Source organism: Paenibacillus sp. NPDC057886 (genome assembly GCF_042796655.1).
Taxonomy (GTDB): Bacteria; Bacillota; Bacilli; order Paenibacillales; family Paenibacillaceae; genus Paenibacillus.
In genome coordinates, this window is record NZ_JBHVMZ010000004.1 from 96,121 (window position 1) to 118,966 (window position 22,846).

38 protein-coding genes are annotated in these 22,846 nt (G+C 33.8%); 2 read left to right on the forward strand and 36 right to left on the reverse strand.

The genetic code is table 11. The features are described 5' to 3' along the window. Positions 1 to 10: 10 nt before the first annotated feature. The 26 genes from ACFVQB_RS14495 to ACFVQB_RS14620 form a co-directional block, all read right to left on the reverse strand. Positions 11 to 379 (reverse strand): hypothetical protein, encoded by a 369-nt coding sequence (locus tag ACFVQB_RS14495; RefSeq protein WP_379440152.1) that lies wholly within the window; start codon positions 377 to 379, stop codon positions 11 to 13. A 3-nt stretch (positions 380 to 382) separates the two neighbouring features. Next, positions 383 to 631: a hypothetical protein gene (locus tag ACFVQB_RS14500; RefSeq protein ID WP_379440155.1), complete on the reverse strand. Its 249-nt coding sequence runs from the start codon at positions 629 to 631 to the stop codon at positions 383 to 385. A gap of 31 nt (positions 632 to 662) precedes the next feature. Then, on the reverse strand, positions 663 to 830 hold the full coding sequence (locus tag ACFVQB_RS14505; protein WP_379440158.1) for a hypothetical protein: 168 nt from the start codon (positions 828 to 830) through the stop codon (positions 663 to 665). Next, positions 827 to 1,366 (reverse strand): PH domain-containing protein, encoded by a 540-nt coding sequence (locus ACFVQB_RS14510; RefSeq protein WP_379440160.1) that lies wholly within the window; start codon positions 1,364 to 1,366, stop codon positions 827 to 829. The genes ACFVQB_RS14505 and ACFVQB_RS14510 overlap by 4 nt, the downstream gene beginning before the upstream one ends. 217 nt (positions 1,367 to 1,583) lie before the next feature. Further along, positions 1,584 to 1,763 (reverse strand): hypothetical protein, encoded by a 180-nt coding sequence (locus tag ACFVQB_RS14515; protein WP_379440163.1) that lies wholly within the window; start codon positions 1,761 to 1,763, stop codon positions 1,584 to 1,586. 44 nt (positions 1,764 to 1,807) lie between these two features. Beyond that, positions 1,808 to 2,119, reverse strand: a complete 312-nt coding sequence (locus ACFVQB_RS14520; protein WP_379440166.1) for a hypothetical protein — start codon at positions 2,117 to 2,119, stop codon at positions 1,808 to 1,810. Positions 2,120 to 2,161: 42 nt separating this feature from the next. After that, positions 2,162 to 2,356 (reverse strand): hypothetical protein, encoded by a 195-nt coding sequence (locus tag ACFVQB_RS14525; protein ID WP_379440168.1) that lies wholly within the window; start codon positions 2,354 to 2,356, stop codon positions 2,162 to 2,164. A gap of 31 nt (positions 2,357 to 2,387) precedes the next feature. Next, positions 2,388 to 2,663, reverse strand: a complete 276-nt coding sequence (locus ACFVQB_RS14530; RefSeq protein ID WP_379440171.1) for a hypothetical protein — start codon at positions 2,661 to 2,663, stop codon at positions 2,388 to 2,390. 34 nt (positions 2,664 to 2,697) lie between these two features. After that, a complete protein-coding gene (locus tag ACFVQB_RS14535) occupies positions 2,698 to 2,955 on the reverse strand; it encodes a hypothetical protein (RefSeq protein WP_379440173.1) in 258 nt (85 codons plus the stop codon). A 230-nt stretch (positions 2,956 to 3,185) separates the two neighbouring features. Further along, on the reverse strand, positions 3,186 to 3,419 hold the full coding sequence (locus ACFVQB_RS14540) for a hypothetical protein (RefSeq protein ID WP_379440175.1): 234 nt from the start codon (positions 3,417 to 3,419) through the stop codon (positions 3,186 to 3,188). Further along, entirely contained in the window at positions 3,409 to 3,744 is a 336-nt protein-coding gene (locus ACFVQB_RS14545) for a hypothetical protein (RefSeq protein WP_379440178.1), read from the reverse strand. Before ACFVQB_RS14545 ends, ACFVQB_RS14540 begins: the two co-directional genes overlap by 11 nt. Next, a complete protein-coding gene (locus tag ACFVQB_RS14550; protein WP_379440180.1) occupies positions 3,737 to 4,012 on the reverse strand; it encodes a hypothetical protein in 276 nt (91 codons plus the stop codon). Before ACFVQB_RS14550 ends, ACFVQB_RS14545 begins: the two co-directional genes overlap by 8 nt. Continuing rightward, on the reverse strand, positions 4,013 to 4,288 hold the full coding sequence (locus ACFVQB_RS14555) for a DUF6440 family protein (protein ID WP_379440182.1): 276 nt from the start codon (positions 4,286 to 4,288) through the stop codon (positions 4,013 to 4,015). 207 nt (positions 4,289 to 4,495) lie between these two features. Further along, positions 4,496 to 4,774 carry a nucleotide modification associated domain-containing protein gene (locus ACFVQB_RS14560; protein ID WP_379440185.1) on the reverse strand — a complete coding sequence of 93 codons (279 nt, stop codon included), beginning with the start codon at positions 4,772 to 4,774 and terminating at the stop codon, positions 4,496 to 4,498. A 13-nt stretch (positions 4,775 to 4,787) separates the two neighbouring features. Further along, the gene (locus ACFVQB_RS14565; RefSeq protein ID WP_379440188.1) at positions 4,788 to 5,303 is read right to left on the reverse strand and encodes a 3D domain-containing protein; all 516 of its coding nucleotides are present in this window, start codon (positions 5,301 to 5,303) and stop codon (positions 4,788 to 4,790) included. Positions 5,304 to 5,381: 78 nt separating this feature from the next. Then, positions 5,382 to 6,254, reverse strand: coding sequence for a hypothetical protein (locus tag ACFVQB_RS14570; RefSeq protein WP_379440191.1), 873 nt, complete (start codon positions 6,252 to 6,254; stop codon positions 5,382 to 5,384). 111 nt (positions 6,255 to 6,365) lie between these two features. Further along, positions 6,366 to 7,352 (reverse strand): ATP-binding protein, encoded by a 987-nt coding sequence (locus tag ACFVQB_RS14575; RefSeq protein ID WP_379440194.1) that lies wholly within the window; start codon positions 7,350 to 7,352, stop codon positions 6,366 to 6,368. A 102-nt stretch (positions 7,353 to 7,454) separates the two neighbouring features. Continuing rightward, positions 7,455 to 8,486: a single stranded DNA-binding domain-containing protein gene (locus tag ACFVQB_RS14580; RefSeq protein ID WP_379440196.1), complete on the reverse strand. Its 1,032-nt coding sequence runs from the start codon at positions 8,484 to 8,486 to the stop codon at positions 7,455 to 7,457. Positions 8,487 to 8,601: 115 nt separating this feature from the next. Beyond that, positions 8,602 to 9,492 (reverse strand): hypothetical protein, encoded by an 891-nt coding sequence (locus ACFVQB_RS14585; RefSeq protein WP_379440199.1) that lies wholly within the window; start codon positions 9,490 to 9,492, stop codon positions 8,602 to 8,604. 265 nt (positions 9,493 to 9,757) lie between these two features. Further along, positions 9,758 to 10,126: a hypothetical protein gene (locus ACFVQB_RS14590; RefSeq protein WP_379440201.1), complete on the reverse strand. Its 369-nt coding sequence runs from the start codon at positions 10,124 to 10,126 to the stop codon at positions 9,758 to 9,760. A 291-nt stretch (positions 10,127 to 10,417) separates the two neighbouring features. Then, positions 10,418 to 10,801, reverse strand: a complete 384-nt coding sequence (locus tag ACFVQB_RS14595; RefSeq protein WP_379440204.1) for a hypothetical protein — start codon at positions 10,799 to 10,801, stop codon at positions 10,418 to 10,420. Positions 10,802 to 10,864: 63 nt separating this feature from the next. After that, the gene (locus ACFVQB_RS14600) at positions 10,865 to 10,999 is read right to left on the reverse strand and encodes a cyclic lactone autoinducer peptide (RefSeq protein ID WP_379440207.1); all 135 of its coding nucleotides are present in this window, start codon (positions 10,997 to 10,999) and stop codon (positions 10,865 to 10,867) included. Beyond that, the gene (locus ACFVQB_RS14605) at positions 10,992 to 11,525 is read right to left on the reverse strand and encodes an accessory gene regulator B family protein (RefSeq protein WP_379440210.1); all 534 of its coding nucleotides are present in this window, start codon (positions 11,523 to 11,525) and stop codon (positions 10,992 to 10,994) included. Before ACFVQB_RS14605 ends, ACFVQB_RS14600 begins: the two co-directional genes overlap by 8 nt. Beyond that, a complete protein-coding gene (locus ACFVQB_RS14610; protein WP_379440213.1) occupies positions 11,522 to 12,166 on the reverse strand; it encodes a hypothetical protein in 645 nt (214 codons plus the stop codon). The genes ACFVQB_RS14605 and ACFVQB_RS14610 overlap by 4 nt, the downstream gene beginning before the upstream one ends. Positions 12,167 to 12,281: 115 nt before the next feature. Next, entirely contained in the window at positions 12,282 to 13,301 is a 1,020-nt protein-coding gene (locus tag ACFVQB_RS14615) for a phage lytic cycle repressor MrpR family protein (protein ID WP_379440215.1), read from the reverse strand. Between the two features lies 1 nt (position 13,302). Continuing rightward, the gene (locus ACFVQB_RS14620) at positions 13,303 to 14,616 is read right to left on the reverse strand and encodes a DNA sulfur modification protein DndB (RefSeq protein ID WP_379440218.1); all 1,314 of its coding nucleotides are present in this window, start codon (positions 14,614 to 14,616) and stop codon (positions 13,303 to 13,305) included. Positions 14,617 to 15,190: 574 nt separating this feature from the next. Here ACFVQB_RS14620 and ACFVQB_RS14625 point away from each other — a divergent pair. Further along, positions 15,191 to 15,418, forward strand: a complete 228-nt coding sequence (locus ACFVQB_RS14625) for a helix-turn-helix domain-containing protein (RefSeq protein WP_379440220.1) — start codon at positions 15,191 to 15,193, stop codon at positions 15,416 to 15,418. A 4-nt stretch (positions 15,419 to 15,422) separates the two neighbouring features. On the opposite strand, the gene ACFVQB_RS14630 is transcribed toward ACFVQB_RS14625, so the two are convergent. Next, entirely contained in the window at positions 15,423 to 15,791 is a 369-nt protein-coding gene (locus ACFVQB_RS14630) for a type II toxin-antitoxin system PemK/MazF family toxin (protein WP_379440223.1), read from the reverse strand. Between the two features lie 223 nt (positions 15,792 to 16,014). Here ACFVQB_RS14630 and ACFVQB_RS14635 point away from each other — a divergent pair, with 223 nt between their 5' ends. Then, the gene (locus ACFVQB_RS14635; protein WP_379440225.1) at positions 16,015 to 16,503 is read left to right on the forward strand and encodes a hypothetical protein; all 489 of its coding nucleotides are present in this window, start codon (positions 16,015 to 16,017) and stop codon (positions 16,501 to 16,503) included. A gap of 133 nt (positions 16,504 to 16,636) precedes the next feature. Here ACFVQB_RS14635 and ACFVQB_RS14640 read toward each other — a convergent pair whose 3' ends face one another. The 9 genes from ACFVQB_RS14640 to ACFVQB_RS14680 form a co-directional block, all read right to left on the reverse strand. Then, the gene (locus ACFVQB_RS14640) at positions 16,637 to 17,830 is read right to left on the reverse strand and encodes an RNA-guided endonuclease InsQ/TnpB family protein (RefSeq protein ID WP_379441366.1); all 1,194 of its coding nucleotides are present in this window, start codon (positions 17,828 to 17,830) and stop codon (positions 16,637 to 16,639) included. 40 nt (positions 17,831 to 17,870) lie between these two features. Continuing rightward, a complete protein-coding gene (locus tag ACFVQB_RS14645; RefSeq protein WP_379440227.1) occupies positions 17,871 to 18,068 on the reverse strand; it encodes a hypothetical protein in 198 nt (65 codons plus the stop codon). A gap of 482 nt (positions 18,069 to 18,550) precedes the next feature. Further along, positions 18,551 to 18,910, reverse strand: coding sequence for a cyclic-phosphate processing receiver domain-containing protein (locus tag ACFVQB_RS14650; protein WP_379440230.1), 360 nt, complete (start codon positions 18,908 to 18,910; stop codon positions 18,551 to 18,553). 24 nt (positions 18,911 to 18,934) lie between these two features. Next, the gene (locus ACFVQB_RS14655; RefSeq protein WP_379440233.1) at positions 18,935 to 19,750 is read right to left on the reverse strand and encodes a zinc-ribbon domain-containing protein; all 816 of its coding nucleotides are present in this window, start codon (positions 19,748 to 19,750) and stop codon (positions 18,935 to 18,937) included. 688 nt (positions 19,751 to 20,438) lie between these two features. Beyond that, positions 20,439 to 20,804 carry a hypothetical protein gene (locus tag ACFVQB_RS14660; protein WP_379440235.1) on the reverse strand — a complete coding sequence of 122 codons (366 nt, stop codon included), beginning with the start codon at positions 20,802 to 20,804 and terminating at the stop codon, positions 20,439 to 20,441. Between the two features lie 52 nt (positions 20,805 to 20,856). Further along, positions 20,857 to 21,063, reverse strand: a complete 207-nt coding sequence (locus tag ACFVQB_RS14665) for a hypothetical protein (RefSeq protein WP_379440237.1) — start codon at positions 21,061 to 21,063, stop codon at positions 20,857 to 20,859. Between the two features lie 428 nt (positions 21,064 to 21,491). Then, positions 21,492 to 21,917 carry a hypothetical protein gene (locus ACFVQB_RS14670; protein WP_379440239.1) on the reverse strand — a complete coding sequence of 142 codons (426 nt, stop codon included), beginning with the start codon at positions 21,915 to 21,917 and terminating at the stop codon, positions 21,492 to 21,494. A gap of 112 nt (positions 21,918 to 22,029) precedes the next feature. Continuing rightward, positions 22,030 to 22,365 carry a LytTR family transcriptional regulator DNA-binding domain-containing protein gene (locus ACFVQB_RS14675; protein WP_379440242.1) on the reverse strand — a complete coding sequence of 112 codons (336 nt, stop codon included), beginning with the start codon at positions 22,363 to 22,365 and terminating at the stop codon, positions 22,030 to 22,032. A 265-nt stretch (positions 22,366 to 22,630) separates the two neighbouring features. Beyond that, positions 22,631 to 22,813 (reverse strand): hypothetical protein, encoded by a 183-nt coding sequence (locus ACFVQB_RS14680; RefSeq protein ID WP_379440245.1) that lies wholly within the window; start codon positions 22,811 to 22,813, stop codon positions 22,631 to 22,633. Positions 22,814 to 22,846: the final 33 nt, after the last annotated feature.

The following is a 22,846-nucleotide window of genomic DNA, read 5'->3' on the forward strand; positions in this document are numbered from 1 at the left end:
ATTTTATTGTTTAACAATACGATCCAACTTTACGTCTAACTGTGAATCCTTGCATTTCCAAATACTCGTTCAATTCGCGCGCGCTAATGTTTCCATTATATTTACTCTCAATATCTTCAATTAAAATGTCCACTGCCTTATCTGGCTTCTTAAATGGTTCTGTTGGTTCTGAAATCAATATGTATTTAGTAACTCCACCATCTAATTCTTCACTATGTATCTTATATCCTCGCACATATAATTCCTGAATGCGTGCATTGTATCTAAGCGCAATCTTGTTTAACTCTACATTTGTTACTCCTGTCCCACCAGCTCGTTTCAAAGTTGCAATAATCTTATCCCTTTGAGTCTCTGTTCGTTCTATTGTCTCTCTATTCATAATCTATTCTGCTTTCTTTTCTTCATGCATTTTCTTAAATCGTTCACTAGCTGCTTGTCTTTGTTCCTCGCTCATTACACGTTCTTTGCCAGATCTAAATGACACTTGGCTAAACTTGAGGTCTTTATAATAATGAGCCCCATCAGAATCTACTTTGTAAGGCTCTGCCCCTACCTTACGGAGCTTTGTAATGATAGTCTGTTGTAATGTGAATACATCCCAAAGCTTGGTTTCGTCGTTTGAAGTAATCACTGTTTCTCTTTCTTCTGCTGTATATGACAGTTTACATCTCTCCTTTATTAAACTCTTGTGCTAAAACATATATTTTACCATCCACTGGATCGTATCCAGCTAAAATCTTTACACCTTCAGACTCTTCTACGCGTATAAGTAAAGTTTTGCCTTCTAGATCGTCCCATTCGAAAACAGGGATATCTTTAAACCAATTCATCGTTTCGTCCCTCGTTTATTATTCCAAATCAAAATACTATTCCGTTTTTGTTCATTTGCCTTTTTATTGTTTTTCATTTCACAATTCTCCAATTTAAGTTCATCACATTCCACTTGTAATTCATGAATACACTTACCCCATGTATCAACACCCAATAGATAAGCTTCCCTTAGAGCCAATTGCATTTCTGCTTCTTTTTTACTTTTTTCATCATCAATTTCAATTTCAACATAATAAATAACTGATCCATCTTCTATGTATTTCACCTTGCTGATACTATATGTCTGAGCACCAAGGACAATATCCTCATTTTCTTTAAGTAATTTTGCAAAATGACATCTCTCGCTCAGAATTACTTCTTCCGGGTTGCTCCATTTATATGAAAGTTTGCCATGATATTTGCTGTTTTCATCGTAACTAAATTCCTTACTTTCGCTATCTCCATTAATCGCTAACGAGAACCAATCTACTTGTAGCTTAAGACGTTCCATAAAATACTGTTTCTTCTTTACTAAACCTATCACTTTTGCTTTCATTTAATCACCCTTTCATTTTGAGTAAAAGTTTCATTTCATCAAATATCTGTACAACCATAGCCACCAAAGCATGATAGCTAAGGGATAAGCCATCCAATTAGGAACCCACCCATTCCCTACATCCCAATTCCACCCTTCAGAAGCTATAGCCCATGATAAATATGTCAATCCACAGGCTACATAAACTACTACGCAAACAGTTAAGAATTGCAATATATCACTCACTCACTGCTAAGTCTTTAATTCGAGAAGCTACATCGTCCAAGTATGTATTCAGATAAAGTTCTTGGCGAATGTCCTCTGCGTATTTGTAGGGTACATCGTTTTCAATGAAATCAGACAGTTCTTTGTATCCTTTAATAATATTCACAAGCTCATTCACTAAATCTTGATTCATATTCTATCTCCCTTTCTTCGTCAAATGCTGATATCATTCAAATATTAACGTTCCCAAGACTCTTTAACCCGTTCAATTTGAAGATTTTCTTCATCTTTAATGTCAAAGTCTAGCCTTGCACATTTTTCAACCTCAACATATTCCTGTTTAAACTCATACTTCCCATCACAACAAGGGCAGCACAACCAAACTTTCTGCCCATCATTATCAGAATCAAATAGATTCAACACTCCATTTTCGAGAATCTTATATTGAGTAGTCATTGTTTCTTCTACATACAAAATCAATTCAATATCTTCCCACGCACTTTCATAAAGCTCAATACATTCTGGGTCATTGCATCTAAGTTTTTCCAATTTAAACTTCTACCTCATTTCTCAGTAAATGATCGATTTCTTTTAGTCTTGATGGTCATATATGTATTCAAGTTCAAACTCCACATCTAATGCTTCTAATAAATTCTTTACAACATCCATGTCAACATCTGTATATGTGCCAGCCAACCTATCATTCACAATTAATTCTGTTCCCCATTCACCACAACAACCATCTGAGCAACTATAGTAATAGTCTCGAATCAAAATTTTGTTCAATAGTTTCGCCTCTTTCCCTTACAGTAAGCCATTATATCAATCCTTTAAATATCCGCTTACCAAGCCAATTCCTTTTAATTAGAGTAGGACTGCTTTCTCTATCTGTTAAAAGCAAAACTTCAATTGGTGATTTATTATTCTCAGTGTTCTGGGTTGATTCATTATCATTGTATTCTCGGAGAATTCTTCCTCCATTCTCCATTTTCAATACGTACCCTTGCTCATATATTTCTGTTACATATCCATATTTCCAATGCCCATCCTTATATGAGATGATTGCCAACTGGTCAATTGTTGGTTGTGTCAACTTGCCATTCTCCTTTCTATGTGAAATATCAATTTTACTTAGATCTTTTTAGTTTCCTTAATTTCTTAACAATGCCTTCGCTACTAACTGTATAACTACCTCCCATAATCAACATATAGCAATAGACGACAACATGAGCCAAAATTATGGGACAAACCAGCAGTAATATAAACCATACCCAGATACCTTGAAAGCTAAGCTTAAGTACACTCTCTTCCAAAAGTGAAGCTGCTATTACTGCAATGATTACCAAAATATAGTTTAAATAATTTTTTTTAAGATGTGCTTTCATGGTACACTCCTCGTTTCTAAAAGAATTCTTTATTTTACTGAAATATAACTTTGAAGCTGCTCAATTAAACGTATTACATCATCTTTCTTAAGACATACTTCCGTCAAAAACGTAGAGTCTTTGTAATTGGAGAAGGACACATGCGATCCCTCAGTATCGACTTCAAAGTAAATTCCCTTACGAGGCAATTCAAAATAGCAGTCATATCTATTGTTCAATACTTGTCACTCCTATTCTAAATAAGGTTTCGCTTCTTCATATTTATTGAACATACTCGCATATGCCTGAACAATATTTTCGCCTTCTTTATTAAGATACTTAAAATCTACATCCCATACTTTATGTTGCTTCATTAATCCAATTAGCTCACTACGACCAATCTCGTGTCCTTCTGAGATAAGTTCATTTTTGTAATACAAACCTTCCCAATCATCAAGAGCTACAATAATGAACTTATTTTCCATATGTATCGATCCGTTTCTGAATCTTCTTTTTAATTCGACTACTTTTCGTCTTGAATTTGATTTTCTGAAGTTTATTTATTTCTTCATTCTCTTGATGGATGCTCTTAATTCGATCAACATTGATTGTAAATTTATTAATTGCCTCTTTAAGTTTCTCAAATGAATCCTTAAACGACAAATCTTCAATTTGAATATTCAACTTTTCTTTTAAATTATTTTTGATGTCCAAATTAGATTCTTCCTCAAACACTTCCGCGGCCAATGGTTTAACTGGTGTACTAAATTTACTTGCTACCTTTTTGATGAATTCTTTAAATTTACTCATTCGATTTCTCCTTGTTAAATGAAATTGTAATGTCTTTATTCTTGATAATTGATACAATAGTCGTTTCTCTAATCTTGTCCCCCACTGCTATGTCATCTAGATTATCTTTCCAATCTCTAATCTCAAGACCATCTCCGATCCATACAAAGCCGTATGAACCGCTGTTACCGTCATGAGTGATGAATACATAATTGCCTAGTTCAGTGACGAGCACATCACCATGTTCTGCATTTGTCTCTACTGCAATTCTCTTATCGACAATTTCCACTCATTCACCTTTATCGCTTCCGCATACAGGTGCGCCTTTCTCAGTAAGAAGTGGGGTTAATGCTGTTCCCACACTGTTGTTTGCGGCATAGGCGTATATATATCTGCATCCCGTTTCTTTGTCTTCTAGAACAGCAACATACCGATTACCAGCAATATTGCTTGTACTATTTACTTTGAATCTGTAATCAATTTCTTGTGCTTTGTCTTGAACACTTCTTGAGGAACAACCAACCAATGCAATGCTCAATAGCATCAATATGAACAACTTCTTCATTTCTACATTCCCTTCCCATAAAATACATCTTTTACAGTGCCTCTAATTGTTCTATAAGCTCTTGTACCTTTAATCCATATTCTGTTCTACTTGCTTTTGCTGACTCTATAACCTTACCAATATCACTCTGTTTAGAGACGATCTGTTTGACCATCTCATCCACAGAAGTTTCACTTATGTATCTAACTGTTTTAAGCCTATTCATTCCTAAAATTCTTTCTGCTTTCTCAACTCAACTAAAGCGAGAGTTCCGTAACCCACCAAGTCAAGAAGAGTGTCTTCAATCGATTCATCAACCTGTGCAAGAGTACCTTTCATTAGATTCTCAAGTCGTCGCATTTTATCGTCCATGCGAATCATTGCACTCATTACTCCATACTTCTCAAACTGAATACTAAAAGAGTTCCCGTAGTCGTTGTTCTTTTTCTTTAGTAGTGATTCGACATCTCTACAAACTTCTTCAATTCGTTGCTCTTGTGCCTTCATATGTATTCATCCTCTACAAATCAATAATTCTAACTTTCACATGTTTTTTACGACCAAAATTTAAAGCTTCCTTCTCACTTTCAAAATACACGTCAATCCGTTTATTCTTAATGTCTCCACCTTTATCTTGCACAATTCTTTCGCCAACCCCATCTATGTAAACACGAGTTCCCTTCGGAAGCACTCGCCAGTCAGCAGCTATTGTAACGCCTTCTTTTGTCTTTTCTCCACTTGCGGTAATTCCGTAATCTACATCTCCCTTATTCTTGCCAGTGGAATTTTCGTGATTGGAATATGCAGTTAACTCGAAATACATCCACTCGTGCTCGTCGTTGCTTTTACTAGATGTTGCTTTTACTTGCTTAACTTCCTTTTGAACAACTTTCTTAACCTCAGCCGACTTGTCAACTTTAACACTCTCAATCTTAGTCGTGTTTTTCGCTTCTCGTGCTTGAGTGACACTTTCATATCCAACTTGACCAATATTACCAATGGACAGTGCCAACAATAGAGATAGGAGTACTTCCAACGTATCACCTTCCTGATTTTTGTTTATAGTAAAGCCCCACTATTTCAAGTGAGGCTGTATGCATGTTCGAATTACCGATTAAAGCATCTTCATATTCCTTAGTATTTCAATAGCCTTTAAAAGTTCGTGTGCTTGTTTATCCGATAAAATCAATTCATTCTTGTGAAGTTTTGATAGTTTCTCAAGTTGAGACTGCGCTTTCGTTTCAGTGGAATCGCTAATTTGAGAAACATCATTCTTGTTTACAGGTTCGTAAATACTTTCACGATGCCATTGCTTCAATTCATTCTCTAATTTCTTAGTCAAAGTCCTGCCCGACTTCATATAATCTTGCAGTTCATCAGACATGTATTGAATAAATGATGTGTAGTCGTTTACAAATTGCCACTCATTATTCTCATCTTTGTAATACAATGTCGTAATGTGCTTACTGATATCAGGGTCACCATTGAGTTGCACGATGCGCTCTATAACTTTATCTTTCAAACAGCTCTCACTTTTAGTTTTTGACTCAAGACCTGAGAGCAAAAAACCTTCACTCATTTTATCAGCAACTCTTTGTAATACTTTTTTTGTTGAGTCATTGCCGTGAAAATATTCGATTACGTCAACTTTCACTCTAAGAGGAAAACTGGATTTTACACTCTTTAATTGCTTAATTAATCGTAGCTTGCTTTGATAGTTCTTCATGTTGCCGCTATTAATATCCTCTTTTGTTTCTTTCTGAACTCTCTCAATTTCTATCTCAATTGACTGGTCTAGATTATCGAAAAAATTATTACTTTCAACCGAATCAAAGTTCTTGGGGCTAGATACAATTAAGCTAACAAGTAACCCAATGCTATCGACAACTGTCTTATAGTCCTCTGTTTGATCTCGCTTCCTAAAGTTAGTAAGTAGCTCCAATAATTTATTAATATCATCTTTGTACAAGTTAATATTTACCGTCATCTCACATCTCCCTTTATCTATATGTAGATTTTGAAACGAGATTTATATCTACATATAGATACAATATTTTAATCAAATCTGTCTTTGATTCAAACTCTATGTATTATGTCTCTAATTCCCAAGCGCCTTAACTTCATCGCTCAAATCATCGAGAACTCCAACCATCATTTCCACATGATTCTTTGTAAAGTCAGTAACTTTTTTCCCTTTACCAAGACCGTTTTCAATGATTCCCGTTACTACTTCACCTTTATCTTTAGAATGAAGTAGTTTACCAGCATCAACGATTTTCTTGTATAGAGTCTCGAAGTCTAGTTCTTCTGATTTAAGAGTCTCTTTTTGTTCGCTATATGTAACTGCTGTAATACCTTCAATCTCTTCTTGAAGCTCAATGGCTTTAATGACTGCTTCTTCTAGAGCTTCAGCAGTGAATTCTGGCAAATAGGTTTGAATGTAATCAAAACGACTACGAGCAAAGAACTCCGATGTCTCAGCCAAGTAAGCAGAAGATTTGATTACCTCATTTTTCTCATTCGTTCCATTTGAACGAAGATGAACCACAATATCGCTATTGTCAATGATGGGTGCCAAAGCTCTTTTGTCTCCCTTTGCCCACACCTTGCCAGCCTTATCTGTTGTCTGGTGAGCAATAAACACTACTGTAAATCCTGCGCTAATTAGTTTATCAATTTCTTCAAAGTATGCAGTCTCATATTCTTTCCACAGACCAAACCCATCGTTACCTGAAGCAATTGTATCAGCATCGTATTTGTCGCAGATGAACTTAGAGCAGTAGCGCGCAGACACTTCCACCTCATCAAAGATGATTGTTTGATATAACTCTCTCGCTTTGGCTACTGTTGTCTTGCTTGTAAGTGCCTTATTTACTTTTTTGAAATCTGCCCAAGTATTAATTGCTGCAAATTTAACACCCGCAATTGCACCAAGACCTTTTTCAAATCCAAGGTAGTACGGGTTTTTAAATCGAGTAGCCTGCTTTGTTTTACCTAGGTTATTGCTTCCGTAAATTGTAATAATTTTACCTTCTAGTCCTTTTGCTACTACTGAGATTTCTGGTGCGAATGGATCTAATGACATTAATATTATCTCTCCCTATGATTTCGTATTTTTATTTCAGGAGACTTTTACAGTCTCCTTTTATTTGTAAGTCAATTTACATAATTTATATATTTTTGTTAATTAAAACGGAAGATCATCATCGGAAATATCAATCGGCTTACCATCATCAGAGAAAGGATCATCATTTTTAGGTTTTGTTTTAGTGCTCTCTTGACCAAAAGGATCTTTTTTATCAAAAGTGTTGCCGAAACCATTAGAAGATTGTGATGAATTATTTCCCTTTTTCTTCTTCTCTTCCTTCTTGGCTTCAATTGCTGCATCGCGTTTTTTTAGTGCTTCTCGAATAAGACCAGTATCAAAAGCATTCTTATCTTCATCATCGTAAGGTGGGGTTCCTCCGACAATCACATATTCACGAACATCTTTGCGGTCAATTTGCTCTTGTGGTTCTCCAAAACCAACTTCAATCATTTTTTTGGTAATGATCGTTTGATTAACAATATTCCCGAAAATTTTAACAGTCTGACCTTTTTCATATGTATTCTGAACGTAGCTTACTGAAGTTGGATTATCTACGATAAAATCAAAAGGAACAATTTTCTTATAATCGTCTTTTTGTTCTTGATAGTTAACAATGTAACCTTTAAGAATCAATCTTCCAGTCTCCTCGCCATTACGTGTTTCATCTTTGAGTGCCGCAACCACAATCTCAAGAGTAAATTTCGCTTGTGGTTCAAACACATCACTTGGAGTGATACGGTTAATGAATTTCGCGTTCAATTGTGGATAAGACTTCCATTCCCCGTCTTGGCCTACATATTCATTTTTTGCAACTTTACCATTATCGAATTTTTTGGTTGTCTCAATGCGAACTTTATCAGCATTATCAACTCCATCTTTTTCAATTGTTTTATATTCATCTCTAATTGTACAGATTGCTTCAAAAAGTCTATTCAGCTTGTTATCCTTAGTCATCTTATAAGAGAATACGTTGATGGTATGTGTAGACTCAGGCGTTTCTTGAATGTCAATTTCTCCTGAAATAGCATCTTTTCCATTAATCACAGTTTCCTCAATACGAATCTCTTTTACGATGCCCTCGATGTGAATGTTGTTAATTCCTTCTTGAAGTTGTTGTTTTTCGTTTGTCATTAAATTAATCTCTCCTAATATGTATTATTTAATTGTTTAATATAATCATTCCACTGTGAGTGTGATTAATTTGGTGGGCTGCGCATGGATAAGCTATCTATGCTCTCACATCCTTTCAAAAGCCCCATTCATTAACTTTCTCGTCATGCTTCTCTTCTTCAAATGGGCTTCCTATAATTCTATCATCTTCAAGTTCTTCGTTTGAGTATCTGCTTTGGACTATAGAGTTCGTGCTTCCACCTGTTATAACTAATTCCTTTACTGCTGATCCTGTAATGACTTCATAACCATCAACAGTCTCCGTAGGGACGTAATGCTTAATAACTCCATGAACTCTAAGAGTTGAATTGGGTTGGATATTCTCTTTGAAATAGTTAATCAACTTATCATTTTTAGCGCTGAATTCATAAGGAACAATCTCTATATCCCCATGTTTCCGGTAAATCAATTTGGTTTGGATCTTCCCGTTATTCGCGCTCAAGTATACAATCTCTTGATTAAAATAAGCTTCCTCATTACCATGTATCTCTTCTGAAGATTCGCAATCATATAATTCTTTAATTACAAACTTCTCTTGTATCTTATCTTTATACTCATCTATCTGAAGAGACCCTTTGACCAAAACAATTGTTCCATCGCTCAGGTTCTCGTGGATACTTTTAATTGAATCATGAGGCAACAATGACATTTCTCGATTCACATCAATGTTTAATCGAACATTAAACGAATTCCTATACGAGCAATACTTTTCATTATATCTGTCAGACCAAGGAACTGTAATTGAATCATCCTTGTCCACTCTCTTCCCAATCTTCTTATACATCTTAACTCTGTCTTGCTTAGAGCCCATCAGCTCAACATACACTATAGAGTTGCTGCTAACTTTGACGCCGAATTGGATTCTATTCCAAGTACCGTTGTCACCCTCTGTATAAGCCTTATCGCTCATCATGCCAACTACTTGACCTCTAAGTTGAAAGTATCCATATGTAGGCTCTAAGGTCATTCATAACCCATCTCATTCTTTACTGGTGATGCTCTATTTCTCATAGTCACGCCTCCTGAATGATGTATTTATATAATCACGCAAAGCGTGTTATTTTAATCTCCGTCATTCTTTCATATGCTCTTGTATACTTCACTTTCCAAATCCAATTTCTTGATGAAACTATTATTTGATTAACTTGTTTGGCTTACTTGCTCAGTATAATCCAAGATGTTTAAATTGTAAATATGTATTTTTATTCTTTAGTTGTTGCCGGGAAATCCGGCTACATGAAATATCCTGTAAAATGATTGAATGGCACAGTAGGATCTTGAACATGAAGTTCATAGATAGTTTCTGGTTTTTTACATCTCAATGTCTCCAGCTTAGTCCTGTTTATTTTCTCTTGAAACAACCTCTCCAATGCAGAAGTTTCATCGTCTCTATATGTATTAACAAACTCGCTGCATGAATCAAATCGTGTTTCAGAGATCATTGAGACTCTGTAACTATCCAGATATTCATTGATTTGATATCCATTCATACCACTACACTTACTGACAAAATCTTCGTTATTCAAGCAATCTGGGAAAAAGAATTCGGCTATTGTTAAAAGTCCAATGGACTTACTACTGATATCAATGCTATTTTTCATATACCCATTTCCTCTCATGTTATCACTTTGTAGTTAACTTCCTTAACTCATATTTTAATCCATCTTTTAGCACTTGACAAACACTTTAACCCCCCTACTAAAAATGCTTGACAAGTAGATAATATTGGAAAGTAACCCATCATAATGTCGATGTGTGTCGAATATATCTTAACCAGAACCTATGTTCTCATTTCATTATACATCATAAAGACCTTACGTCAAAGAACAAATACAAAATATAATAATAGCTTTTTTTTACTTATTTTTATTCTCTTCGCTATTCTGTTCTTACTATTTTTTACCAAATAATTTTTGGAAATACTCTTTCACTGCACTCTTTCTGGCTTCTCCAATTATTTCTATGTAATCATCTGATTTTACATCAAAGAACATTTTCCCTTTTTCATAGTCAATAGCTTCAGCATGATGTAAATTCCCCATTCTTCCACGATCAACAACAATTAATCCATTATCCTTATGTAATAAATGCATAATAGCATCGTTACTTGTACAATATACATATTCATTTTTGTCGGCAGTATGGAATACCGTTTTAAACACATGTTTAGCACCAAACTGCCATCTACTGGTTGATTTTATATCTGCTAACGGCAACCATTCAGCTTCGTCACTTATTTTTTTTCCCTCTTTCCTTTGCACTATAATTTCCTTCATTTTCTTACACCTCGTTTTTAAAAATCTGCCCCCCATCATTTACAGCAATGAGAGGCAATATTATTATTTCATTTCTTCTGGCACTGGCTCGCTGTGGATCAGCGTCCAACTAGCTGTATTTACACCAGCAATAGTAATTGCAGTCAACATAAAACCAAGTGCTGTCATTGCAAATTTCATAAAGTTCATTTTAATCATTTTTTTCACCTCCCTTCAGGCGAATTAAAAGGAGGCTTTGTGCTAACATTGAACAACTAACTATCGGATTCTGAAATAACGACCCAACAATCACTGTTAGAATTGATATGTACTTTAAGTACTTAAAATACTTTTTAAGAATCTTAGTTTGGTTATCAATATTTGATGGTGCAAATTTCGTAACTAAAATTAAAGCTATACCAGAAATGATCCATTCAAAACCTTCAAAGTGACTACCTAATGAAGCTATAGAAAGTATAATTGTTGTTGAATAAATCATGCATATTTCTGGATATTTACTGTGATATCCGCCAGATGTCATTCTGAGAAGTGAGAACGACAAAATACTTATTAAAACATTATTATAGTTGTTTAGCATTAAACCGACAAGCAACAATAGCGTGATAGGTAAAATATTGGTAATTATGAACTTAAGACCGTATCTAGTGATTCCATATGGTGGCAACTCTTCAGGATATCGAGTAACTAGTGATTGAGAAAGATCATTTACATATTTATCGATCATATTGATTCACTCTTTTCTTTAACGACATCTATAAAGATAATATTTATTAAGCAGACCATCCAAAACAACAAACCAAGATATACATTTTCAATTTGTTTTACATTGTATAGTAAAACGATTGCCAATAATCCAATGACGATACTAATCACGTTTGTTTTGTTAATTTTAATTCTGAAAGTGTAATCATAGGGCATCGTAGTGTACCAAATTCTTCTTCTTTGCAATACTATAGTTAGTACTATCAACATTGAATCTCCAATGATCTGAATATAAAAACCGAAACTACTTAGTGTTACTGAATAACTTAATCCAGAAGCAAACATCATTAATATTGCTACAGATATCTGTGATATGAATTGAGCTCCAAATCCATAGATTGCTAATTTAATACTACTCCCCGGTCTAATCCTAAAATAAAATGTCAACAGTACTGCCAATAATACGAAACATATTAATGGAATGACCCCCGAAATTGCATCGTTAGATCTCATCAAAAATGTACCTACTGAAATTAACACATTGCTTACTAAGATTTCTTTCCAATAATCTTTAAAACTTACTTTAAAACAACCGAAGGCAAACATAAAAATTGTTATTCCATCCAAAAACGACATCAGGGCATACATTAGATCGCTTTTCATTTTCTAATCTCTCCGCTCTTTAAGAATGAATATATGTATTTGATAAACCTAATATACCATGTAAAAATACCTTCGTCAATCATTTTATTAAAAAAAAGAAGAATAAAGATATCCTTTATTCTTCTCCATAAATTGCTTGTATATTTTCAATATTTAAAAAGTCTGCTTTTAATCTACCATAAACATAATCACCATTCTTTGTACGTCCAACATTATACCTTTCACATACTAAAGCATACTCCTCTTTCTCCAACTTGTTTCTCTCTTCGAGTAAGTTGTGGGCCATATATAGCATCCCACTATTTCGAATATTAGTTGGAGTAAGAGTTGGAACTTGATATATTTCAGCGATCTTCTTTATTCTTCGATTAATTAAAGCTGGGGCTGCTGGAGTATTTCCCTGTACTCTTGTTCGCGAGTCTTCAGCAGCACGAACCACATAATCTGTTTTGGTCAAATAGTTCTTATTATTCCTCATTCCTTCAAACTCATCACCATTGTTTTTATAATTGACCTCTTCATTGTTTGCAGTTCTCATTATATTATATAGCTCATTTGATATAGGTATTGTTCTTATTTCATTACCATTAATGGTCTCATTCACTAGATCTGCCTCGTATGATGGGGGACTTTCACTTATCTCTCTAACTCTGTTCATTTTAAGTGTTAGCAGTTCGCTATACTGTCTTCCGTAGATCCCTTCAAATATCCCCAAGATAGCCAACTTATCTTGATGGTTAATACAATTTTTCACCCATTTCATAATACGATTGTGGTGGAAAATATTTGGTTCACTGGTATCTAAGAATTGCTTATAATATTCACCTGAAGCAACAGCATCTAACGGATTTATATTATCCACTCGCAGATCTTGTGCAATTGCCCATCTAATATAATTCTGAATTATATTCCCAGAGTGCATAACAGTGCTAAGTTTTGTAGCTTTTAAAATATAAAGTAGTTGACCAATCTCACTTAAATTAAAATCATAAAGATCTTTACCTAGCTTATTCTCGATTTTCGAAGCTCTTAGCAATATTCTTTTGTATGCTCTCTTAGTTGACTCTGTCTGATCTTTTAAATACCTTTCTTTCTGTAGCGGATTGAAAAATTCGTCATCATATATTTTATTCATTTTATTTTACACCTCTAATTACAGATTCAAAATATTCGATTATGTTATTGCGAATCCTAGAATTTCCAGATATACCCTTTTCATTAAGTAATGACTTTAAATTTTCGTCTTCAAAATCAATTTTATTAATCATATCCTTAATTTCGCTCAAGGCAATTTTATTATCTTGCATATACTTTGCAATCACAGTGTATCCAATAAACATTAAAGGATGGTTTATCAATATACCTGTACTTTCTTTAGCTCTTTGGGAGAATTCTACAGAGTATATCCCAAGAAGATAAACAAAGAAGTTGTCTAAATAATCTGTCGTTTGAAGCACATCAAATTGTTTCTCTATTTTAAATAGTTTATCTATTGCATAAGAAAGTATATCAAAAGTTGTTAAATCTCCATTTAATTCATTTATTTTGGTTGAAGATACAATTCTCTTACCAAATTCAGATTTACGTTGTAAGTTTGATACCACTTTATCTGACATTCTGACTTGAGATAACTCATTTCTTCTTACTTTATTGAGAACATTAATTGTGTTTAATTGACCAAAAAACTTTTGCGCTGTTGGCTGATCATAAGATCTAATTGATAATATTAAGTCTAATTCTAAATTTGGATTTAAGTGAAGAGCTGCAACTGCTCCTTGTAATCGATGAAATCCATCAACTATTGATATAATAGATCCATTGTTGATAATCAAGGTTCTCTGTTCTTCATGAAAAGTTAAGGGCTCAATTTCTGTTGAATAAACGTTTAAGGTTATCATATCTTCAAAATAATCATTAGTAGACATCTTACCTGCAATTCGCTTAACGCTAGCCTTATTCAAAACTGGGGTTTTAACAATACCACCTGACTTATTCACCTTATAATTTGCTCCACGCTGTGCTTCGTAATCGTATATTATCAGTTGACTTTCGAACATTTTGACTAATTGCTTAACTGAAATTTTCGTAACGTAACTATCATCTTTAATTTTTATTACATCACTAAAAGGCAATGGAAGATATATTTTTTCACTAAGTGTACTATTTAGAATATCTAAAGCATCTCTTATTTCTCTATCTCCGAACAAGGACTCTGTATGTAAGTCGTTATCTTTAGTTAAATCATAAAGTGCAATAGATATTCCGATTAATACTGGTAACTCTAATTCAGTTATAACATGAGCATTTGAGTTTATAGATTCGATAATTCCAAAAGGTACATTGTACTCAGATAATATAATATTTAATTCATTTAAAGACTTTCTTGAATTCTTAATTCCATTCAAAGAGATTATAATCCTTTTTTCAATTTCAATTCTTTCAAATTTCATAAATATGTACACTCTCCTTTAGAATAAGTATAGCATAAAAGAATAAATATAATACATTATCTAAAGGGATAACAATATATCTTTATTATTGCTTCATAATATTTTAACAATTATATCTCAGTAAAAGGCTATTACTTAACTTCTGATAACTAATTTACTACAATTTTATTGCTATTGCAAAACGTTTATACAGCAAAAAAGCCTCATAATACTTGAGGCTTCTCATTATCTTCAATCCATTGTTTTAGATTTAAATTAGTTTTTATTATTGAGTTGTTCTTATTATCATAAATTCTATAACCGTTAAACATAAAATTGTTTAGTTCATGAGGCTTGTTGGTTCCAATACCTAAAAACTTCCACGTCTCTAGCTTCGAAATTAAATCATATTTAACCAACTTCATTAAGCAATACCTCTTCATACAAACTAAACCCCTCTGTTACTACAATAATTAACATGTTAAAATGAAGATTCAGAAATACTCCCATTGTTTGGGAGTCTTTTGTTATGCGGAAATATTGGAACGATTTTCGTTCCACCTTACTTCTATTATTATAAAAGGAGACTTTTTACATGTCAAGTTCTAATACTAATTGGTGGTTTGAGATAACCCTAGAGCAAATTCTTGCTTCAAAAAATATATCTAAAAGAGAGCTGTCTAGGTTAACTGGAATTAGACATTCTACTATTAATGATTTATGTAATAATAAAGTCAAACAAATCCCTTTAAGTAATTTAGCTTCTATATGTGAAGCGTTAAATATTACCAATTTAAACGATCTAATTAAACTACATAAATAGACTTTTACATTTGTAAAGATATTGACAATGCTTTACTTATTGGCTGTTGAAATTTTTCTGGAAGAGTAGCAATTTTAAAATCTAACTGATCTTTAGAGATGGTCATTATCTGCTCCAATAGAATAATGCTGTCGTCATAAAGTTCAATTTCATTTGCCTCTACTCTAACATGGGTGGGCATTGGCTTTTTTACTTTACTAGTAACAGGAGCAACAATAACTACTGGACTAAATTTATTTCCTTTATCATTCCCCAAAACAACTACTGGTCTCTCTCCACTTTGTACACTACCTTTATTTCTTCCTAAATTGGCGTTCCACATATCAAGTCGTTTAACTTCTTTATTCATAATTCGATCCATAGCCACTGCCATGATATCACACTCCGCATTTTCATTATATTTATAGTTCATATTCGTTTGTAATCTGTATATTTATTATTATAATCGTTCATAGTTCATATAACAATAGAGAACGTTTGTTCCATTAAGCATAAGTCAAGAATAATTAGTCGGGGGGTTAAATATTTCCAAATCAAGGTATAATCTATTGACAATAAGGATATATATGTAATTAAAAGTTAACTGGGGTGATCTCATGACAAGAAAAGATGCTTGGAGTAAAGAGGATGACAATTACTTAACTACAATTGTATTAACCTATATATCGTCTGGAGAAACACAATTGAAAGCATTTGATGAAGTTGGTTTGAAACTTGAGCGGACATCTGCTGCCTGTGGTTTCAGATGGAATTCTTTTCTTAGAAACAAACACTTAAAAGAGATTCTAGAGGCCAAAAGTAAAAAATTAAATAGAAAGCTCATTTCAAAAAATATTGTTTCGAAGTTTAATTTTAATACAGAAGATGTCATTCAATATTTGAAGGCACTCAGACAAGCTATGTTGCAGTCTGAAGCCCAAATCAAACTGATTCGATCAAAGATACAGGATGTATCATTAGAGATCGATTCTAGACGTTCTGAGATGTCTCTAAATGCGAGTCAAAATAGAGACGCTCTTGCAGCTCTAATGGCTAAAGCATCAGAACTAGGATTATTTGAACACAATAAAAAACCCGCCATTTAATTGGTGGGTTTTAATATTGTCTCTATTTGAAATCTACAATTCATCAAGTTTTCACTTGTTTCTCATAAGTGAATATGAGCAACACACATATAGTGTGGACGGAATTGTCGCCATCTACTAATTCAATCCATTTTCAGGAGATCCGTAGATACTTTAATGTTTTATTTGGAGTGAAATTTAATTTATGATTAAAGTTGAGTATATTCCAAGCACCAACAATATCTCTGTGGAATGAACCTTTACAATTTAAACAAGAATAATTTCGCTTCTTAGGTTTATTCCTCATACTACAGCTTGGACAAATTTGACTAGAATAAGCCTCATTTACCTTCCTGAACTGTATCCCATCTAATTCAAGCTTATATTCAAGTAAACTCATAATCTTTCCATATTCCCACTGGTTTATCTTTTGCCTAGTAATGCTACTTCCTTTAGAGCTAGTGTTGTATCCTATTCCAGTCACATCTCCACAATATACTAGAGAGATACCTTTCTCTATAACCCAATTAGTGTACATGCGTGTAAGCTTATGAATATGATAGTCTAGTTGTCTTCGCGACTTAGATTTGATTTTAGATAAAGCAATTCTTAATTTGCAATATCTTCTTGAGAATTTTTCACATTTATCCATTTTAGAACGCAGCTCTGCCTGTTTTTTATTACGCAATTGCTTTATGGAGCGAATCTTTCTTCCTGTAATTATCAATTGGTTCTGATGATTATCAATTGATGTTATCGAATGAATCTCTCCAAGATCAATCGCAGAATAGATATCAGAAGAAACTTCTCGGTTTTTAACTTCAACAGTGTAAGATAGGCATGCATAATAGTTGCCATGTTCATAGAGTAACTTTAATGTCTTAATGTTTTCGGGAAGACGAAACTTAAACCATATTCTGATCTGTTTTCCATTATGCTTTTTCCCATCATCACCAACATATCTAACAGCTGTCAATAATATAGTATTCTTCAAATAATTAATGTTCATAAATTGATTGTCCCATTCAGTGGGGTAATATTTCTTTTTCTTATATGGATAATTCAACTCTTTTCTTGAGCCCCTTGCTTTCATTATGGCTTTGAAGGCATCATACACCCTGTTGCAAACAGTTCGTTTATTATTAGAGCATATTATCTGAGTAATAAATTTCTTCGTACCGCTATATAGCTCATTCTTTTTAAGTATTGTTTTATTGCTATTGAAGGACTCTGCATTCAACTCAATGCAATGATTCCACACCTTTGCTGACTCTTCATTGCACAACCGCAGTCTGTTCCTGTCTGAATTACTACAAGATATTTTTAATTTAAGCGTTCTATAATGGATACTCTATCCTCCTCTCCTCTTTCTCCGTAAAACTTGCATTTCATTGCCAATTATAGTCTTCTCTCTGTTCCTCTGAGTTTCCTAGACCAACTAATAACCAATTACCATAGGGCCTTTGCCCACAATTAGGACAATCCATCTTCGACACTCTGTCAATTAACTTTAAATTTATATCTTCTACAAACAGATTGTGTTCGCATTTTCTACATTGAAAAATCACTTCATTATTGTTTTCCATGCTAATATCCCCCTCCTCTAAATGAAACATGCCTTTTACATGAACTTCCAGCTTGCTAATTGACTTTTATCCAATTCATATTTATCTTTGAGCGATCTCAATTCGTTCAATATCAAATAGGTTTTTGGTTTGGGGCATTTCTCCAAAGGAACGCCTATTCTATTAACATTATAGCCCAGTGTGCAACTATACGGATTTACTGTTCCATGTTCTACTCGTAGCGCTTTACAACTCTGGCATGTCTTTTTAATATATCTCACCCCTCCTTACTCAAGCATCACTTAATAAACTAAGTTTGGATCAACTAACAGTATTCTGTTTGTCTGTTACCACATTGCTTACACTCTATAAAAACTTCATTTTCAAATTCACCCGGATTACAGCTAAATGAAATGTCTTCACTTTTACAATTTTCACAGACAATATGGAACCCCAGATTTTCATCTTCCCCCATTGACAAACACTCCTCTCCCTATCCTGAGTTAGCCCGAATACCTATTCACTGTTATCGGATAATGATAAATCTCGATATCCTCATTAATGAACCCTCTCCGCTGAGCTGCTAGCAATGTCTCATACATGTTCTGTCGTCCTACAGGATTGTCAGTATGTATGTAGATCTTATCAGCCTTCAGCCCATGCTCACAGAAGTACTTCACCAATTCATATCCATTGGGCAACTCTTTACCATCTACATCCTCACCTAGATCATGGTCTAATGTAAGAATAGCCACCTCTTTGGTCTCAAGAATATGTATTGCTTCATAGTATGTACGAGCTACCACAAAGCCTTCTGGACAGTCTCTGAGGTCGTCTACGTAAAGGTTGATCTTATCTTTCATAGTCACACATCCTTCCTTTAAGAGTTACTCAATATCCTTGTAAGTATTGCCAAGTGTTATTTGTTTAATAGTTCCATAATGAACTCCCAATTTTTTGGCTATATCGATCTTTTTCATACCCTCTCTATATAATTGTTTTACTTTAGCTGCATCCTTATTACTCAGTACTCTTGATTTACGATTGACTTGAATTTTACACTTTGGACACAAATCAGGTAAACTATTGTATAGCATTCTACTAAACTTATGTCCTTTATCACATGTGAAGTTTATTCTTATGCCATCTCTAGTTGTCGATGTTTCTGGTCTGTAATCACCGTTATTGTCGCGATCCCAGAATTTCGATAGTATTGGATGAGACTTGGTAAAATTATTCCCGCTAAACTCTCTACTTCTCCAACAATATGGGCAGTTGCCTTTGCCTATCTGCGTTCTAGTTGAAACAGTAGTGTCCCATTCATGATCATTCTCACATAACCACCAAACCCTCTTGTTACTTCCCAAAGATAATTCATCTATGTCAATATTTTGATTTTTGGTCGGATGTAGTTGCTTAAATATATCTGGTCGCTCGTGTTTAAGATATTTCTTCTTCTGCTTTTTCAGATGTTCTGGCACACTAACTTTGTCTTCTATAAAAGTTGAGGCATTACTTTTTACTTCGTGTTTTTCAGTTACAATTCCCATTTCAAAACCACATTTATCTATTACTGCTCCACCTTTATGGGCTTTATCTACAACATAGCCCCAAAAAATCGAATATGAAAACTTATCTCCCACATTCATATTGGCAAAAAAATCATCTCCTGATTTTGGAGTAACACGTCTTAAGCGCTCCATAAGCACACCTCTCTTTATCACCTCATTGTATCATTTATGATGGGGTAAAATAATTTCCATTAATTATGAAACACATCTTTTACTGACTTAATTCTATTTGAAGATTGTGTAGATAGCTACCAACAGAATAATGCCAGTAATTCCGACTACTGTGCTCATCATGTCCAGAGGAATCACAAAGGGCGTAAGAATTATCAGTGCAAAAAGAATAGCTGGCAAACCAACAATTTTAAATAAAAATTTTAATCTTTTTCTCCGCTCTCTCTTGTCCTTGGTTAATAGATCGGAAATATTAATGAGTTTTTTACTATAGAACAAACAAATCCCTCCTCACTAACAATTTTTATGCGTTAGGATCATTTTTGCGCGCTTTGCTTTGACAAAGATGCAATAGAAGGATTGTCGACAATAAGCAAAAAATTAGAAGGATCATTAGGACTCGATACATAGGTAAGAAGTGAATAAGCGTCCATACGACTATTACTGTTACTGATAAAATCCCTAATGGAAGTAGCACTAAGATAGATATTTCTTTTGCAATTTTCTTCCTGTTTGATTTTTGCTCTTTGAACTCCTTTAATTTCAACATTAGCAATTCCCACATAACATCTGAATATTGACTTGAAGGAAACATATGATCACACCTTTCAATATAAGTTAGTATAAGCTTTCAGTTAAAATAGCCATTTCACAACGTCTCATCTAGATTTCTGTATCTATTAAAAATTTCTGACAGATCGATAGCCGTTACAATTGGTTGTGTCTTCTCTTTGTCGAATGGCAAATAAATTATCTCGTTTTCGATATTCTCTTGAATTCGTTCAACAAGAGTCTTGGCTCCAGCAACATATATTTTATGTAAATTCATATCAATGTCATAGCTATAATCTTCTCCACGTTTCGGGACTCCAAACTCTTTCAGCAGATACTGGATATCACGAGATTCAAGTCCCATTTGTGACAGTCCATTGGTCAACATAATTACTTTGGATTCGAACGGATGTGTCTCTAATTTTCCATTTACAAAATGATATCCGTAAGGTGCTTCAGACATATAAATCCCCTTTTCTAGTTTGATATTGTGAAACAGTCATTTTACATAAACACTACATTCGTTCTTTAAGATCAATTAATCGATTAATTTGGCTATTAATAGTAAAAATTTGAGCATCTTTTTGTGCCTGTTCGATCTGTTTTCCAATTATTTCAGAAATAAGTAATTTTTCATCTCCGCTCAAGGATACACCTTTCGTTTTTAGTACTTTTGAAATTTCTTTTAAAGCATCTAAACTATAAATTCCAGCTTGATTCATTTAAATTCCTCCTTCTAGTTCAGTTAAAATAGTTATTTCACTTACTGGTATTCTTCTTTATGTAATCGTCAATAGCTTCATTTACCCTCTTTTTTCTGTACTTCATAATTAAACGTTCATTCAATATAAACATCGGAGTGACAACTAGAATAGCGATTACGACTATCACAAGGGTTAATATTAGAACATACACTGTTTGCACCTCACTTCTATTGATTTTTTCAATTAATATATACTGAAAGGCTCTGGAGATGAAACCATAATATATACAAGAATAGTAATACACAATGCAAATCCTCCAGCACTAAGATATCGTTTCTTTCTTAGCGCTATAAACAATCCAACAATTGCAACAATTGCTCCAACTATGTCCCAACCACCAGAAAACATAAGCATTGAATTAACGTCCCCCGTTCTAAATCATAAATTTAATTTTGAACTTCTAGTACACCTATATCAAGTTTCACACCATTAACTAATTTGCTCCATACACCCTTCAATTCCTCTTCCTTCACAAATCCATCTGGAGCATTTTTCAATATAACATCATACAGTTTGGATTCAATTAAATTGCACCCATCGTCATAAATGTTTTCTTCATCAATTTCAAAAGATCCAAAATTAAAAACTCCAGCTCCATAAATTACAAACGTCCCATGTTCATACTTCCAATTGTCCTTGCTGTACTCTTCGATTGACATTGATTCGTGATCATAATCTGAAAGCCATAAAGCATCTATGGAACTTGCTTGATTCGCATTTGCTTTCATTTTCACAGCATACTTTCCACCATAAGCGCTTTTGACTTCGAACCATCTTCCTTGTTGGATAATTGCTAAAAAGTAATCGCTCATTTCTGTTCCACTCCTTAATTCTAAATGAAATAAACCTTTCAATTGAACATATGTGGTCGGCGATGACGCCGCAAATCTATAACACTATTATACGGCGACATGTTACAGATAACTAGGTAAGATTCAATATGTCTTCTTCAATCTCTTTGAATCTTGCTGTAGATACCGATGCCTCTATCCCTTCGCTGAACACAAGTTTTCTGTTCATTGGATCAATCCTTTTGACTTTCTTTAGGTTTACCGCAACCCCACCATCAGAAAACTTCAAATGTCCTGTATCAGTTAGATACTTAACAAATTCTGTTTCACTAAGTAAGCGGTACTCTCCATTTTCTGTTGAGACTTTTTGTATTGAACCGTTAATCCCAGATCTTAGGATATACAGCACTTCATCTACGCTTATCATCTTTATTTCCTTAGTTTCTATATCTATAACAGGAATGTTCATTATGATTTCACCTCACGTGAGAAAAAGTCTTTTTCATTTACAATACGAAGTTACTGTTTCGAGTACGCCGTTTCCTTATATATGGATTATATCATCATATTATAAATTTTGCAATATATATTTTCATTCTTAAAAGAGACGATTGTTAGTCGCCTCTTTAGGTGTTCACATATATTTATGTATTCGTGCTGCTTCTTTAAGGGTAATCCATTTTCCGCTCTGATTCATAACCCATAGTGTCCCATCTGCAAAGCGTCTCCCATGCTTAAACATTGTAATAGTGCTCTCTTCCAGTTTCTTGTACGATTACATTGATCTGCTCCTTTAATTGACTTGTTAGTGAATAGACTCTATCCATAAGCACATAAGCCATAGTGTCTTTGCAGCGTCCTTCTTCTTTGATAGTTTCTACAACTTCTCCGTTAGCAATTAAGTTATAAGTGTTCATTATAATTCCTCTTTTCGTATTTTTATTGTTGTA

Bases quoted from the DNA above. Each gene is read 5' to 3' on its own strand.
- ACFVQB_RS14495 (WP_379440152.1), bottom strand. From the start codon at position 379: ATGAATAGAGAGACAATAGAACGAACAGAGACTCAAAGGGATAAGATT.
- ACFVQB_RS14505 (WP_379440158.1), bottom strand. From the start codon at position 830: ATGAATTGGTTTAAAGATATCCCTGTTTTCGAATGGGACGATCTAGAA.
- ACFVQB_RS14510 (WP_379440160.1), bottom strand. From the start codon at position 1,366: ATGAAAGCAAAAGTGATAGGTTTAGTAAAGAAGAAACAGTATTTTATG.
- ACFVQB_RS14515 (WP_379440163.1), bottom strand. From the start codon at position 1,763: ATGAATCAAGATTTAGTGAATGAGCTTGTGAATATTATTAAAGGATAC.
- ACFVQB_RS14535 (WP_379440173.1), bottom strand. From the start codon at position 2,955: ATGAAAGCACATCTTAAAAAAAATTATTTAAACTATATTTTGGTAATC.
- ACFVQB_RS14540 (WP_379440175.1), bottom strand. From the start codon at position 3,419: ATGGAAAATAAGTTCATTATTGTAGCTCTTGATGATTGGGAAGGTTTG.
- ACFVQB_RS14545 (WP_379440178.1), bottom strand. From the start codon at position 3,744: ATGAGTAAATTTAAAGAATTCATCAAAAAGGTAGCAAGTAAATTTAGT.
- ACFVQB_RS14555 (WP_379440182.1), bottom strand. From the start codon at position 4,288: ATGAAGAAGTTGTTCATATTGATGCTATTGAGCATTGCATTGGTTGGT.
- ACFVQB_RS14560 (WP_379440185.1), bottom strand. From the start codon at position 4,774: ATGAAGGCACAAGAGCAACGAATTGAAGAAGTTTGTAGAGATGTCGAA.
- ACFVQB_RS14570 (WP_379440191.1), bottom strand. From the start codon at position 6,254: ATGACGGTAAATATTAACTTGTACAAAGATGATATTAATAAATTATTG.
- ACFVQB_RS14575 (WP_379440194.1), bottom strand. From the start codon at position 7,352: ATGTCATTAGATCCATTCGCACCAGAAATCTCAGTAGTAGCAAAAGGA.
- ACFVQB_RS14580 (WP_379440196.1), bottom strand. From the start codon at position 8,486: ATGACAAACGAAAAACAACAACTTCAAGAAGGAATTAACAACATTCAC.
- ACFVQB_RS14585 (WP_379440199.1), bottom strand. From the start codon at position 9,492: ATGACCTTAGAGCCTACATATGGATACTTTCAACTTAGAGGTCAAGTA.
- ACFVQB_RS14590 (WP_379440201.1), bottom strand. From the start codon at position 10,126: ATGAAAAATAGCATTGATATCAGTAGTAAGTCCATTGGACTTTTAACA.
- ACFVQB_RS14595 (WP_379440204.1), bottom strand. From the start codon at position 10,801: ATGAAGGAAATTATAGTGCAAAGGAAAGAGGGAAAAAAAATAAGTGAC.
- ACFVQB_RS14600 (WP_379440207.1), bottom strand. From the start codon at position 10,999: ATGATTAAAATGAACTTTATGAAATTTGCAATGACAGCACTTGGTTTT.
- ACFVQB_RS14605 (WP_379440210.1), bottom strand. From the start codon at position 11,525: ATGATCGATAAATATGTAAATGATCTTTCTCAATCACTAGTTACTCGA.
- ACFVQB_RS14610 (WP_379440213.1), bottom strand. From the start codon at position 12,166: ATGAAAAGCGATCTAATGTATGCCCTGATGTCGTTTTTGGATGGAATA.
- ACFVQB_RS14615 (WP_379440215.1), bottom strand. From the start codon at position 13,301: ATGAATAAAATATATGATGACGAATTTTTCAATCCGCTACAGAAAGAA.
- ACFVQB_RS14620 (WP_379440218.1), bottom strand. From the start codon at position 14,616: ATGAAATTTGAAAGAATTGAAATTGAAAAAAGGATTATAATCTCTTTG.
- ACFVQB_RS14625 (WP_379440220.1), top strand. From the start codon at position 15,191: ATGTCAAGTTCTAATACTAATTGGTGGTTTGAGATAACCCTAGAGCAA.
- ACFVQB_RS14630 (WP_379440223.1), bottom strand. From the start codon at position 15,791: ATGGCAGTGGCTATGGATCGAATTATGAATAAAGAAGTTAAACGACTT.
- ACFVQB_RS14635 (WP_379440225.1), top strand. From the start codon at position 16,015: ATGACAAGAAAAGATGCTTGGAGTAAAGAGGATGACAATTACTTAACT.
- ACFVQB_RS14645 (WP_379440227.1), bottom strand. From the start codon at position 18,068: ATGGAAAACAATAATGAAGTGATTTTTCAATGTAGAAAATGCGAACAC.
- ACFVQB_RS14650 (WP_379440230.1), bottom strand. From the start codon at position 18,910: ATGAAAGATAAGATCAACCTTTACGTAGACGACCTCAGAGACTGTCCA.
- ACFVQB_RS14655 (WP_379440233.1), bottom strand. From the start codon at position 19,750: ATGGAGCGCTTAAGACGTGTTACTCCAAAATCAGGAGATGATTTTTTT.
- ACFVQB_RS14660 (WP_379440235.1), bottom strand. From the start codon at position 20,804: ATGTCTGAAGCACCTTACGGATATCATTTTGTAAATGGAAAATTAGAG.
- ACFVQB_RS14665 (WP_379440237.1), bottom strand. From the start codon at position 21,063: ATGAATCAAGCTGGAATTTATAGTTTAGATGCTTTAAAAGAAATTTCA.
- ACFVQB_RS14670 (WP_379440239.1), bottom strand. From the start codon at position 21,917: ATGAGCGATTACTTTTTAGCAATTATCCAACAAGGAAGATGGTTCGAA.
- ACFVQB_RS14675 (WP_379440242.1), bottom strand. From the start codon at position 22,365: ATGAACATTCCTGTTATAGATATAGAAACTAAGGAAATAAAGATGATA.
- ACFVQB_RS14680 (WP_379440245.1), bottom strand. From the start codon at position 22,813: ATGAACACTTATAACTTAATTGCTAACGGAGAAGTTGTAGAAACTATC.